Here is a 12055-nt window from a genome sequence, read left to right as displayed (position 1 = left end):
TCCGCTCACCATCGCCGGGACCGAGTTCGGCTCCCGGCTGATCATGGGCACGGGCGGCGCGCCCAGTCTGGAGATCCTGGAGCGTTCGCTGCTGGCCTCGGGCACCGAGCTGACGACCGTCGCGATGCGGCGCCTCGATCCGACGGTGCAGGGGTCCGTGCTCTCCGTGCTCAACCGACACGGGATCCGCCCGCTGCCCAACACCGCCGGGTGTTTCACCGCCGGTGAGGCCGTGCTCACCGCCCGCCTCGCCCGGGAGGCGCTGGGCACGGACTGGGTGAAGCTGGAGGTGGTCGCCGACGAGCGCACCCTGCTCCCCGATCCGATCGAGCTGCTGGACGCCGCCGAGACCCTGGTGGACGACGGGTTCACGGTCCTGCCGTACACCAACGACGATCCGATCCTGGCCCGGAAGCTGGAGGACATCGGCTGCGCCGCGATCATGCCGCTCGGCTCCCCGATCGGCTCCGGGCTCGGCATCCGCAATCCGCACAACTTCCAGCTGATCACCGAGCGGGCCACCGTGCCGGTGATCCTGGACGCGGGCGCGGGCACGGCGTCGGACGCCGCGCTGGCCATGGAGCTGGGGTGCGCGGCGGTGATGCTCGCCTCGGCCGTCACCCGGGCCCAGGAGCCGGAGCTGATGGCGGGGGCGATGCGGTACGCGGTGGAGGCGGGCCGGCTGGCCCACCGGGCGGGCCGGATCCCGCGCCGCCACTTCGCCGAGGCGTCGAGCCCGGCGGAGGGCCTGGCCGCCCTTGACCCCGAGCGCCCGGCCTTCGGCTGAGCGCTCCGCTGGACGTGTCACGATGCGTCGCCGGCCGACTGCGGCGCCGTCGTGGCTGGTCGCGCCCGCGCGGCGGAGCCGCACATCGACACAGCCCCGCGCCCCTTCGGGGCGTCCGGGCCCCCCGGGGCCCTACCGTGGAGGGAGGGAGCAGCCCACAGCCCGGAGGTGGTCGCCGTGACCGTGACCGTGGACGACCGGATCGAGCGCGAGGTGTACGTACCGGCGCCGATCGACCGGGTGTGGCGGGTGCTGACCACGCCCGAGCACATCCGCGCCTGGTACGCCCCCGGCGGCTGCGAGATCGATCCGCACCCCGGCGGGCGGCTCCGGTTCCGCTGGGACGAGCACGGAGAGTTCCACGGCATGGTCGAGCGGGCGGTTCCGGACGCCCTCTTCCGGTTCCGGCTGGCCCTGGAGCCCGATCACGCCCCCTCGGACCCCGGCGAAGCCACGCTCGTGGAGTTCGCGCTCTCGCCCGAGGGCCCGGGCACCCGGCTGCGGTTCGCGGAGAGCGGTATCCGCGCCCTGGCCGTCCCCGACGACGCCAAGGCCAAGCACGCCGAGTACGCCACGCTGTCCTGGACCTCCGCGCTGGAGGAGCTGGCCGCGATCGCCGCCGCGTCGCACAACTGACCCGCCGGTGTCACCGTTCCGCTGCACGTACGCGCCCCACCTGGGGCGGCCGGTCCTGGCCGATATCGGCGCCTCGTAGACTTCCCCCGTGGATACGACCCTCCAGGACCCCCTCGTCGGGCAGGAGCTCGACGGCCGCTACCGCATCGAGGCGCGGATCGCCGTTGGCGGGATGGCGACGGTCTACCGGGCCGTCGACACCCGGCTGGACCGTGTGCTCGCGCTGAAGGTGATGCATCAGAGCCTCGCCTCCGACGCCGCCTTCGTCGAGCGCTTCATCCGGGAGGCGAAGTCCGTCGCGAGACTCGCGCACGCCAATGTGGTCGCCGTCTACGACCAGGGAGCGGACGGCGGCCATGTCTATCTGGCCATGGAGTACGTCTCCGGCTGCACCCTGCGCGATGTGCTCCGCGGGCGCGGGGCGCTGCATCCGCGCGCCGCGCTGGACATCCTGGAGCCGGTGCTGGCCGCGCTCGGGGCGGCCCACCGCGCCGGTTTCGTCCACCGGGACATGAAGCCCGAGAACGTGCTGATCGGGGACGACGGCCGGGTCAAGGTCGCCGACTTCGGCCTGGTCCGGGCGGTGGACACCAACACCAGCGCCTCCACCGGCAGCGTCCTCGGCACCGTCTCGTATCTCGCGCCCGAGCAGATCGAGCACGGCACGGCCGACACCCGCGCCGATGTCTACGCCTGTGGTGTGGTGCTGTACGAGATGCTGACCGGCGCCAAGCCGCACGGCGGCAGCACCCCGGCGCAGGTCCTCTACCAGCATCTGAACGAGGACGTCCCGCCGCCCTCCGCCCTCGCGCCCGGGGTCGCCCCGGAGCTGGACGCGCTGGTGGCCTCGGCCACCGCGCGCGCCGTCGAGGCGCGCCCCGCCGACGCCGTCGCGCTGCTGGGCACGACCCGGGCGGTGCGGGCCGCGCTGACCGACGACCAGCTGGACGCGGTGCCGCCGCAGGCCAAGGAGGACCACTCGGCCGGGTCCGAGAACCGTACGACGGTGATTCCGCGCCCGGCGGCGGCCGTCGACGACCAGGACCAGCTCAACCACACCAGCCGTCTGGAGCTGCCCCCGGAACCGCCCCGGCAGGAGGGGCACCGCCGGGGCGTCGGCCGGGGCCGGTTGCCGCGCCGCGGGATCGTGACGATCGCCGCCGCGGTGGTGCTGGCGATCGCCCTCGGCATCGGGGTCTGGTACATCAGCGTCGGCCAGTTCACCGAGGTCCCGCCGGTGCTGCGGAAGACCCAGGCGGAGGCCGAGAAGAAGCTGCACGGCGCGGGTCTCGATGTGAAGGTCGTCAACGAGTTCAGCGATGTCATCCCCAAGGGGAAGGTCATCGGCTCCAAGCCCGGCCCGGGCGAGCGCGTCCGCGACACCGGCACCGTGACCATCCGGGTCTCCCAGGGACGCCCGCGGGCCGAGGTGCCCAATGTGGTGGGCATGCCGCTCGCCGAGGCCAAGCGGAAGATCGCGGACCAGGGGCTCACGGTCGGCAAGGTCACCGGCCGCTTCAGCAGTGAGACGGCCCAGGGCTCGGTCCTCTCCACCAGCCCGGGCCCCGACTCGGTGCGCCGCCCCGAGACGCCGGTGTCGATCGTGGTCAGCAAGGGCCAGCCGGTCGACGTCCCGGATGTGGTGGGCGATTCGGTCGACGACGCCCGGTCCACGCTGGAGGACGAGGGCTTCAAGGTGAAGATCGCCGAGCGGCAGGTGTTCTCGGAGAAGGACAAGGGCTCGGTCGCCGAGCAGTCCCCGTCGACGGACGGCAAGGCCGCCAAGGGCGACACGGTGACGCTGACCATCTCCAAGGGCGTGCAGATGGTCGGGGTGCCCGACGTCACGGGGAAGAACGTGGACGACGCCAAGGCGGAGCTGGAGGACGCCGGGTTCAAGGTGGACGTCCAGAAGGCGCTGCTGTTCCCCGGGGACACGGTGCAGGACCAGTCGGTGGAGGGCGGCGACAAGGCGCCCAAGGGCAGCACGATCACGATCAGGACCAAGGGCGGCGTGTTCTGAGGGCTCGGGGACGGATGGCAGCGGCCGGACGGCCCATGCCATCCGTCCGGCCGCTCACCCGAAGCCGACCCCACCCGGCCGCTCACCCGAAGCTGACCCGCTCCAGCCAGAAGTCCAGCAGCTTCTCATCGCCCAGGATCTCCACGCCCGCGCCGCGGGCCGGGCGCCGCTTGTAGATGATCAGCAGCAGGTCGGTCAGCGGCCCGCGCACCGCGACCGCGGCCTTCTCATGCGCCCGCCGCCAGGTGATCGCGTCGCCGGTGAGGTCGACCACCCACTCCGCCGCCACCTCCGGCGCGGTGTCGGTCGCGTGGAAGTGCAGGGTGCGGCCAGGGCCGAGCAGCTCGCGCATCCAGGGGTGGACCTCGAAGTGCATCGGCAGCGAGCCGAGCGCCAGCCACTCGTCGAACCCGTCCAGGGCCACCTCCTGGTCGAGGGTGTACTCATCGCCGAGGGCCAGGACCGCGTCGGCCCGGTGGACCGCCGTCTCATGGGTGAAGCGGCGGGCGTAGAAGTCCGCGCGCCCTCCGGCGACCTGCCCGAAGTCCGGCACCGGGGTCCACAGCCGCGCCTCGGGCCCCGCCTCGCGCAGCGTGTCGGCCAGCAGCTGGGCGCCCTCGACCAGCCAGGGGGCGAGCTCGGCCGCGTCCTCCTCCGCGTACGGCGACAGATCGCGGAAGTGCTCATCGGGCAGCGCCTCCGTGGCCCGGGTGCGCACCAGCTCCTCGGCCCACCGATGGGTTCCGCCGAGATGGCGCAGCAGCTGCCCGACGTTCCAGCCGGGGCAGGTGGGCACGGGACGGGTCAGATCCGCGCCCTCGATCGCGCCCCGCAGCAGCTGGGTCTGCGCGACGATCTCGGAGCAGCGACGGTCAAAGCTCAGCAGAGTCATGTACGTCACAGTAGGGGCGCCCACCGACAGCGGACCCCGGCCCGGGAGCCATACCCCCCCGAGGGGCGACAACGCGGGCCCCTCGCACCTGGGACCCTTGATGACGTGAGTACGCATCGCATCCGCAACCCCATCGGCGGCCATATCCGGGTGGCCGGCGGCCTGGCCACCGTCGGTCTGGCGCACGCCGCCGACATCGGCGCCGAGACCGTCCAGGTCTTCGTCGCCAATCCGCGCGGCTGGGCCACCCCCGTCGGTACGCCCGCCCAGGACGAGGCGTTCCGCGCCGGCTGCGCCGAGCGGTCGATACCGGTGTACGTCCACGCCCCCTACTTGATCAACTTCGGTTCGCACACCGAGGCCACGGCCGAACGCTCCGTCGCGTCCCTGCGCCATTCGCTCCGGCGCGGCCGGGAGATCGGCGCGCTCGGCGTGGTCGTCCACACCGGCTCGGCGACCGGGGGACGTCCGCGTGCCACCGCGATCGCGCAGGTACGGGAGCGGGTGCTGCCGCTGCTGGACGAGCTGACCCGGGACGACGACCCCTGGCTGCTGCTGGAGCCGACCGCCGGGCAGGGCACCTCGCTGTGCGCGCTGGTGGAGGACCTGGGGCCGTACTTCGAGGCGCTGGACCGGCATCCCCGGCTCGGGGTCTGCCTGGACACCTGCCATGTGTTCGCGGCGGGGCATGACCTCGCCGCCCCGGGCGGTGTGAAGCAGACGCTGGACGAGCTGGTGGCCGTCGCCGGAGAGGGGCGGCTCAGGCTGATCCACGCCAATGACTCCAAGGACGTGGTCGGCGCCCACAAGGACCGGCACGCGAACATCGGCGCCGGGCACATCGGGGCGGAGCCGTTCCGCGAGCTGTTCGCCCACCCCGCGACCGACGGGGTGCCGCTGGTGATCGAGACACCGGGCGGTACGGAGGGGCATGCGGCGGATGTGGCCCGGCTGAAGGAGCTGCGCGCCGGGGTGGCCTGAGAACGCGCCCGGCGCGTTGAGGAATACCCCTAGGGGGTATAGCGTTGAGTGCGGTTGACGAATCCGCGATCAACGCTGGGGGTACGACGGACATGCGACAGCATGAGCACACGCAGAGCGGACCTCATGAGCACCATGGCCACGAGGAGCACGCGGGCGCGACCAACTGGTCGATGGCCGCGCAGGCCACCCTGCACTGCCTCACCGGCTGCGCCATCGGCGAGGTCGTGGGCATGGCCATCGGCACGGCCCTGGCCTGGCACAACGTCCCGACGATGATCCTGGCGATCGTGCTCGCCTTCGTCTTCGGCTACTCCCTGACGATGCGGGGCGTGCTGCGGGCGGGGCTCGACATGCGCAGCGCGCTGCGGGTGGCACTGGCGGCCGACACCGTATCGATCACGATCATGGAGCTGGCCGACAACGCGACGATCGTCGTCTTCCCGGGCGCGATGGACGCGACGCTGTCGGACGTTCTCTTCTGGCTCAGCCTGGCCCTGTCGTTCGCGGTGGCGTTCCTGGTCACCACGCCGGTCAACAAGTGGATGATCGGTCGGGGCAAGGGACATGCGGTGGTCCACCAGTACCACTGACCAGGCCACGGCGACGCGACTGTAGCCCGCCACCCGGCGGCCCGGGGCTAGCTAGAGCTCCGGGCCGTCGCCCGGCTCCTCCTGGTAGGAGTAGCGCTTCTCCGTCCAGGGGTCGCCGATGTTGTGGTAGCCGCGCTCCTCCCAGAAGCCGCGGCGGTCGGCGGTCATGTACTCCACCCCGCGCACCCATTTCGGGCCCTTCCAGGCGTACAGATGGGGCACCACCAGCCGCACCGGAAAGCCGTGCTCGGCGGTGAGCAGCTCGCCGTCCTTGTGGGTGGCGAAAATCGTGGTCTCCGCCATGAAGTCGGACAGCCGCAGATTCGAGCTGAACCCGTATTCGGCCCACACCATCACATGGGTGACATCGGGCGCCGGCGGTGCGAGCTTCACGATCTCCAGCGAGGAAACCCCGCCCCATTCGGCGTCGAGCATGCTGAATTTGGTGACGCAGTGCAGATCGGCCACGACCGTCGAGTACGGCAGGGCCGAGAACTCCTCATGCGTCCAGCAGTGTTTTTCGCCGTCCGCCGTGGCGCCGAAGACCCGGAACTCCCACCGGTCCGGCCTGAACTTGGGGACCGGCCCATAGTGCGTAACCGGCCAACCGCGCTGCAGTCGCTGCCCAGGAGGCAGCTTCGCGAGCTCCCCCTCGCGGCTTTCCGACTGACCCATGGGCTCCATGGTCTCAGACCGCCGGGGGTGGTCGTGACCAGGGCATCGGGGACGGGCACAACTCGTACTAAGCGTGCACTTACTGGACGCCCCAACAGGCGCGGTGCGACGATGCGCGGAACCTGCCGTTCCCGATCGGATTGGAAGGAGCCCCTCCGATGCAGGGTGACCCCGAGGTCCTCGAGTTCCTCAACGAGCAGCTGACCGGCGAGCTGACCGCGATCAATCAGTACTTTCTGCACTCAAAGATGCAGGACAACTTTGGCTGGACTCGGCTTGCCAAATACACCCGGTCGGAGTCTTTCGACGAGATGAAGCATGCGGAGATCCTCACCGACCGCATCCTTCTTCTGGATGGGCTGCCCAATTACCAGCGGCTCTTCCATGTCCGGGTGGGCCAGACGCTGACCGAGATGTTCCAGGCCGACCGGCAGGTGGAGATCGAGGCGATCGACCGCCTCAAGCGGGGCATCGAGCTGATGCGGTCCAAGGCGGACATCACCTCGGCGAACCTCTTCGAGTACATCCTCGCCGACGAGGAACTCCACATCGACTATCTCGACACCCAGCTGGAGCTGATCGAGAAGCTCGGTGAGCCCCTCTACATCGCCCAGCAGATCGAGCAGCCCAGCGACAACGGCGACAACTACTCCGGGAGCGGCAAGGGTCACTGAGCCCGCGGCGGCAGCACTCGCGGCGACCGATCCGGTCCGCCGGCCAGGCCGAACGGTCCGCTGGTCACCAACGGTCCGCCGGTCAGGCCGCCTCGGCCGCCGTCGGCTCCGGGAGCGAAGCGGCAGCGGACGCCGCCGTCGCGGCCGTCGCGGCCGTGGTCAGGACGACCGGGTCCAGCGCCTCGCGCCGGGGGCACGCACCGCGGCCCAGCAGCGCCTGGATCTTCCGCACGCACGATCCGCAGTCCGTGCCCGCCTTGCAGGCACCGGCGATCTGGCGCGGGGTGCACGCGCCAGATTCCGCGTGCTGACGCACCTGCTGCTCGGTGATCCCGAAGCATGAGCAGACGTACACGGACTCTCCAGCGGTGGCGTCGACGATGGCCTTGATCGGTGAGGTAACCCTTACCTTACCTGCCGCGCCGGACCCCCACAACGCACAGCGGGCGCGGATCCATGTGATCCGCGCCCCACCTGCGTCTTTATGATCTCTACTGGCCGGTCCCTACTGGTCCCGGTACATCTCCGCCACCAGGAACGCCAGGTCCAGCGACTGGCTGCGGTTGAGCCGCGGGTCGCACGCCGTCTCGTAGCGCTGGTGCAGATCGTCGACGAAGATCTCGTCGCCGCCGCCCACGCACTCCGTGACATCGTCGCCGGTCAGCTCCACATGGATGCCGCCCGGATGGGTGCCGAGCTCCTTGTGGACCTCGAAGAAGCCCTTGACCTCGTCCAGCACATCGTCGAAGCGGCGGGTCTTGTGCCCGGACGCCGCCTCGAAGGTGTTGCCGTGCATCGGGTCGCAGACCCAGGCGACCTGCGCACCCGAGGCGGTCACCTTCTCCACCAGGTTGGGCAGCTTGTCGCGGATCTTGTCCGCGCCCATCCGGGTGATGAAGGTCAGCCGGCCCGGCTCGCGGTCCGGGTCGATCCGCTCGATCAGCGACAGCGCCTCTTCCGGCGTGGTCGTCGGGCCCAGCTTCACGCCCACCGGGTTGCGGACCTTGGAGGCGAACTCGATATGCGCCCCGTCCAGCTGCCGGGTGCGCTCGCCGATCCAGACCATGTGGCCGGAGACGTCGTACAGCTCGCCGGTGCGCGAGTCGGTGCGGGTCATCGCCGTCTCGTAGTCCAGGATCAGCGCCTCGTGCGAGGAGAAGAACTCGACCGTCTTGAACTCCTCCGGGTCCACCCCGCAGGCGTTCATGAAGGCCAGCGCCCGGTCGATCTCGCGCGCCAGCGCCTCGTAGCGCTGACCCGAGGGCGAGGACTTCACGAAGTCCTGGTTCCAGGCGTGCACCTGCCGCAGGTCCGCGTAGCCGCCGGTGGTGAAGGCGCGCACCAGGTTCAGCGTCGAGGCCGACGCCTGGTACATCCGCTTCAGCCGCTGCGGGTCAGGGATCCGCGCCTCGGGGGTGAACTCGAACCCGTTGACGGAGTCGCCGCGGTAGGTGGGCAGGGTCACCCCGTCCCGGGTCTCGGTCGGCTTGGAGCGCGGCTTGCTGTACTGCCCGGCGATCCGGCCCACCTTCACCACCGGGACGGACCCGGCGTAGGTCAGCACGGCGCCCATCTGGAGGAGCGTCTTGAGCTTGTTGCGGATCTGGTCGGCGCCCACGCCGTCGAATGCCTCGGCGCAGTCGCCGCCCTGGAGCAGAAACGCCTCGCCCCGCGCCACGGCCCCCAGGCGGTGCCGCAGCGCGTCGCACTCGCCCGCGAAGACGAGCGGCGGATAGGACTCGAGCTCAGCGATCACATCGCGCAGAGCCGCTCGGTCCGGCCAGTCGGGCTGCTGCGCCGCGGGAAGAGACTGCCAGGTGTGGCCACCGGCGTGGGTTTCAGCGTTCACGGTCACCCGCACAAGGTTACGGGGTCTCCACGGCCGTCCAGCCCGCTGCCCACAAGGTGAGACACCGCCCCTCACGCTCTGAGCCCGAACCACACAGGGGACGGACCAAGGTCCGTACCAAGCACACACGGGACGCGTCGCGCAAGAACTGGCGCTCGGGCATCCTCCGGCCGTTTACGGTCATGTCGTGAAGACGCCGTGATGGAACCGTGCATTCCTCGGACGCTGTTCGGGTGATCGGCCCACCCCCGCGGCCGGTCCCCATCCAAAGGAGTGCCCCATGAGGAAGTTGCTCCGCCGCGGTGCCGCCGCCTTCGCGGCCGCCGCCTCGCTCGTACTGATGTCGCTCAACGCCACACCCGCCCAGGCGGACTCGTCGGCCATCGCGTCCGGGATGACCTGGACCGTGCTCGCGAAGGGGACCAACGGCACGATCAGGGTGGGCGCGGACTCCGCGACCGACGCGTACAACGGTGACACCGCCGCCACGGCGACACTCCCCATGCTGTGCCTGAGAGTCAACGGCAGCGCCGTGCCCGGTGGGATCACCCCGGACTTCTACGCGGGCTGGGCACGCGGCACCGTGGCCGCGACGCCGCCCGTGCTGGGCAAGTCGCTGACCAGCCGGGCCACGGCGGACGCGATCTGTGCGCAGTACTACGGCGCGGACTGGCGGGAGGCCGAGTTCCACGACGGCCGGTACGGCGCCAACCTGGAGGCGAGCGGTGGCTGGTCCTTCTGGGCGTACGGCTACGTCCCGGACGGCACCCGCTTCTGGACCGCGATCAACGATCAGCCGGCCAACCCCTGGAACTGAGGTAAGGTCCTGGACATGCACGCGCGACTGACCATGACCTGGTGGTGGACCGCTCATCCGGCGGCCCGCTGAATCGCGCACTCCCAAGATCTCGCGAAGGCCGCCCGAGGGGCGGCCTTCGGCGTTTCCGCGGGTCGTTCCTCAATCCGGAAGGAATCACCCGCCATGCAGAACCCCCATGCTCAGGCCGTCGTCGCACGGCTGCTCTCCGACGACGCGCCGCCCTTCGCCCTGCTGCACCGCCGCACCCCCGGCCGGGCGCCCGACACCGTCGAGGTGCTGCTCGGCCCGGTCGGCGAGGTGGCGCGGCTGACCGACATCCCGCTGCCGACCGGGACCCCGCGGGACGGCGCCCCGGTGGCGGACGCCCTCGCGCTGGTGCCGTTCCGGCAGATCCATGAGCGCGGGTTCGAGGTGCGCGACGACGGCACGCCGCTGGCCGTGCTGCGCCCGGAGGAGAGCTACGAGCTGCCGCTCGCCGAGGCCCTGGAGGCGCTGCCCGGGCATCCGGTGCGGGTCGAGGACGGGGCGTTCGACGTGGACGACGACGCGTACGCGGAGATCGTGAGCCGGGTCATCGAGGACGAGATCGGCACCGGGGAAGGTGCCAACTTCGTCATCCGAAGGACCTTCCGGGGCGAGATCCCGGGGTTCGCGAGTACCGACGCGCTCGCGCTCTTCCGGCGGCTGCTGGCCGGGGAGCGGGGCGCCTACTGGACGTATGTCGTGCGGCTGGCGGACGGGCGGACGCTGGTGGGGGCCAGCCCCGAGGTCCATGTGCGGATGTCCGGGGGGACGGTCGTGATGAATCCGATCAGCGGGACGTACCGCTACCCCGAGGGCGGGCCGAGCGCGGAGGGGCTGCTGGAGTTCCTGCACGACCGCAAGGAGGTGGAGGAGCTGTCCATGGTCGTGGACGAGGAGCTGAAGATGATGTGCACCGTCGGCGACATGGGCGGGACGGTGATCGGGCCCCGGCTCAAGGAGATGGCGCACCTCGCGCACACCGAGTACGAGCTGCGCGGCCGCTCCTCGCTCGACGTCCGGGAGGTGCTCCGCGAGACGATGTTCGCGGCGACCGTCACCGGCTCCCCGGTGCAGAACGCGTGCCGGGTGATCGAGCGCTACGAGCCGGGCGGCCGCGGCTACTACGCGGGGGCGCTCGCGCTGATCGGACGGGACGGCGGCGGCGCCCAGACCCTGGACTCGCCGATCCTGATCCGCACCGCCGACATCGATGCCGGGGGATCGCTGAAGGTGGCCGTCGGCGCCACGCTGGTCCGCCACTCGGACCCGCGCGGCGAAGTGGCCGAGACGCATGCGAAGGCGGCCGGAGTGCTGACCGCGCTGGGCGTGCGGCCCGCGCCCGTACGGCCGGAGCAGGAGGGCCCGCGGCCGCGGCTCACGGACGATCCGCGGGTACGGGCGGCGCTGGACGCGCGGCGGGCGGACCTGGCGCCGTTCTGGCTGCGGATGCAGGCCCCCGAGGAGCCCCAGGTCGGGGGGTTGTCCGGGCACGCCCTGGTGATCGACGCCGAGGACACCTTCACCGCGATGCTCGCGCATCTGCTGCGCACCTCGGGACTGACCGTGACCGTGCGGCGGTACGACGAGCCGGGGGTGCGGGAGGCGGTGCTGGCGCATCAGGGGCCCGTGGTGCTCGGCCCCGGTCCCGGCGACCCGGGCGACCGGGCCGACCCGAAGATGCGGTTCCTGCGGGCGCTGACCGCCGAGCTGGTGGCCGGGCACCGGCACGGGCTGCTGGGAGTGTGCCTGGGGAACGAGCTGATCGCGGCCGAGCTGGGGCTGGAGATCGTCCGCAAGGACGTGCCGTTCCAGGGCGCCCAGGAGCGGATCGACTTCTTCGGGCGTGAGGAGACCGTCGGCTTCTACAACACCTTCACGGCGCGCTGTGACGAGGCGGCGGAGACGGAGCTGGCGATGCACCGCGTGGAGCTGAGCCGGGACCGGGCGACCGGCGATGTGCACGCGCTGCGCGGGCCGGGCTTCGCCGGGGTGCAGTTCCACCCGGAGTCGGTGCTGTCGCGGGACGGGGCGGCACTGGTGGCGGAGCTGCTGGCGGCCGTACTGGTCTGAAGGGCCCGCGGGCCGAAGGACGATCCGGCCG

13 protein-coding genes are annotated in these 12055 nt (G+C 71.3%); 9 read left to right on the top strand and 4 right to left on the bottom strand.

The window, feature by feature from the left end:
* Positions 1 to 43 precede the first annotated feature (43 nt).
* The 3 genes from KHP12_RS36440 (at position 44) to pknB (ending at position 3446) form a co-directional block, all read left to right on the top strand.
* Positions 44 to 787: a thiazole synthase gene (locus KHP12_RS36440; RefSeq protein ID WP_244202673.1), complete on the top strand. Its 744-nt coding sequence runs from the start codon at positions 44 to 46 to the stop codon at positions 785 to 787.
* Between the two features lie 177 nt (positions 788 to 964).
* Positions 965 to 1423: an SRPBCC domain-containing protein gene (locus KHP12_RS36435; protein ID WP_086880965.1), complete on the top strand. Its 459-nt coding sequence runs from the start codon at positions 965 to 967 to the stop codon at positions 1421 to 1423.
* Positions 1424 to 1511: 88 nt separating this feature from the next.
* Positions 1512 to 3446 carry a Stk1 family PASTA domain-containing Ser/Thr kinase gene (pknB, locus tag KHP12_RS36430; protein ID WP_086880955.1) on the top strand — a complete coding sequence of 645 codons (1935 nt, stop codon included), beginning with the start codon at positions 1512 to 1514 and terminating at the stop codon, positions 3444 to 3446.
* 82 nt (positions 3447 to 3528) lie between these two features.
* On the opposite strand, the gene KHP12_RS36425 is transcribed toward pknB, so the two are convergent.
* On the bottom strand, positions 3529 to 4338 hold the full coding sequence (locus KHP12_RS36425; protein WP_086880956.1) for a maleylpyruvate isomerase family mycothiol-dependent enzyme: 810 nt from the start codon (positions 4336 to 4338) through the stop codon (positions 3529 to 3531).
* Positions 4339 to 4443: 105 nt separating this feature from the next.
* On the opposite strand from KHP12_RS36425, the gene KHP12_RS36420 reads away from it, so the two are divergent.
* A complete protein-coding gene (locus tag KHP12_RS36420) occupies positions 4444 to 5319 on the top strand; it encodes a deoxyribonuclease IV (RefSeq protein ID WP_086880957.1) in 876 nt (291 codons plus the stop codon).
* A gap of 92 nt (positions 5320 to 5411) precedes the next feature.
* Positions 5412 to 5912: a DUF4396 domain-containing protein gene (locus tag KHP12_RS36415; protein ID WP_086880958.1), complete on the top strand. Its 501-nt coding sequence runs from the start codon at positions 5412 to 5414 to the stop codon at positions 5910 to 5912.
* A 51-nt stretch (positions 5913 to 5963) separates the two neighbouring features.
* Here KHP12_RS36415 and KHP12_RS36410 read toward each other — a convergent pair whose 3' ends face one another.
* Entirely contained in the window at positions 5964 to 6587 is a 624-nt protein-coding gene (locus KHP12_RS36410; protein ID WP_086880959.1) for a sulfite oxidase-like oxidoreductase, read from the bottom strand.
* A 158-nt stretch (positions 6588 to 6745) separates the two neighbouring features.
* Here KHP12_RS36410 and bfr point away from each other — a divergent pair, with 158 nt between their 5' ends.
* Complete coding sequence (gene bfr / locus KHP12_RS36405) at positions 6746 to 7261, top strand: bacterioferritin (protein WP_086880960.1); 516 nt, start codon at positions 6746 to 6748, stop codon at positions 7259 to 7261.
* 82 nt (positions 7262 to 7343) lie between these two features.
* Here bfr and KHP12_RS36400 read toward each other — a convergent pair whose 3' ends face one another.
* Together KHP12_RS36400 and KHP12_RS36395 are read right to left on the bottom strand one after the other, a co-directional pair.
* Positions 7344 to 7616: a (2Fe-2S)-binding protein gene (locus tag KHP12_RS36400; protein WP_086880961.1), complete on the bottom strand. Its 273-nt coding sequence runs from the start codon at positions 7614 to 7616 to the stop codon at positions 7344 to 7346.
* 150 nt (positions 7617 to 7766) lie between these two features.
* Complete coding sequence (locus tag KHP12_RS36395; protein ID WP_086880966.1) at positions 7767 to 9116, bottom strand: class II 3-deoxy-7-phosphoheptulonate synthase; 1350 nt, start codon at positions 9114 to 9116, stop codon at positions 7767 to 7769.
* A 274-nt stretch (positions 9117 to 9390) separates the two neighbouring features.
* On the opposite strand from KHP12_RS36395, the gene KHP12_RS36390 reads away from it, so the two are divergent.
* The 3 genes from KHP12_RS36390 (at position 9391) to KHP12_RS36385 (ending at position 12024) form a co-directional block, all read left to right on the top strand.
* Complete coding sequence (locus KHP12_RS36390) at positions 9391 to 9927, top strand: hypothetical protein (protein WP_086880962.1); 537 nt, start codon at positions 9391 to 9393, stop codon at positions 9925 to 9927.
* A gap of 15 nt (positions 9928 to 9942) precedes the next feature.
* Positions 9943 to 9999 carry a trp operon leader peptide gene (locus tag KHP12_RS53910; RefSeq protein WP_488186596.1) on the top strand — a complete coding sequence of 19 codons (57 nt, stop codon included), beginning with the start codon at positions 9943 to 9945 and terminating at the stop codon, positions 9997 to 9999.
* A gap of 93 nt (positions 10000 to 10092) precedes the next feature.
* Positions 10093 to 12024, top strand: a complete 1932-nt coding sequence (locus KHP12_RS36385; protein ID WP_086880963.1) for an anthranilate synthase family protein — start codon at positions 10093 to 10095, stop codon at positions 12022 to 12024.
* The last annotated feature ends 31 nt before the right edge of the window (positions 12025 to 12055 follow it).

It is taken from the genome of Streptomyces asiaticus, assembly GCF_018138715.1.
GTDB classification, from domain to species: domain Bacteria; phylum Actinomycetota; class Actinomycetes; order Streptomycetales; family Streptomycetaceae; genus Streptomyces; species Streptomyces asiaticus.
Note: the sequence above shows the minus strand (reverse complement) of the source record. Positions and strands in the feature narration are given on the sequence as shown.

Bases quoted from the DNA above. Each gene is read 5' to 3' on its own strand.
- KHP12_RS36440 (WP_244202673.1), top strand. From the start codon at position 44: ATGGGCACGGGCGGCGCGCCCAGTCTGGAGATCCTGGAGCGTTCGCTG.
- KHP12_RS36410 (WP_086880959.1), bottom strand. From the start codon at position 6,587: ATGGGTCAGTCGGAAAGCCGCGAGGGGGAGCTCGCGAAGCTGCCTCCT.
- KHP12_RS36385 (WP_086880963.1), top strand. From the start codon at position 10,093: ATGCAGAACCCCCATGCTCAGGCCGTCGTCGCACGGCTGCTCTCCGAC.
- KHP12_RS36415 (WP_086880958.1), top strand. From the start codon at position 5,412: ATGCGACAGCATGAGCACACGCAGAGCGGACCTCATGAGCACCATGGC.
- KHP12_RS36425 (WP_086880956.1), bottom strand. From the start codon at position 4,338: ATGACTCTGCTGAGCTTTGACCGTCGCTGCTCCGAGATCGTCGCGCAG.
- bfr (WP_086880960.1), top strand. From the start codon at position 6,746: ATGCAGGGTGACCCCGAGGTCCTCGAGTTCCTCAACGAGCAGCTGACC.
- KHP12_RS36390 (WP_086880962.1), top strand. From the start codon at position 9,391: ATGAGGAAGTTGCTCCGCCGCGGTGCCGCCGCCTTCGCGGCCGCCGCC.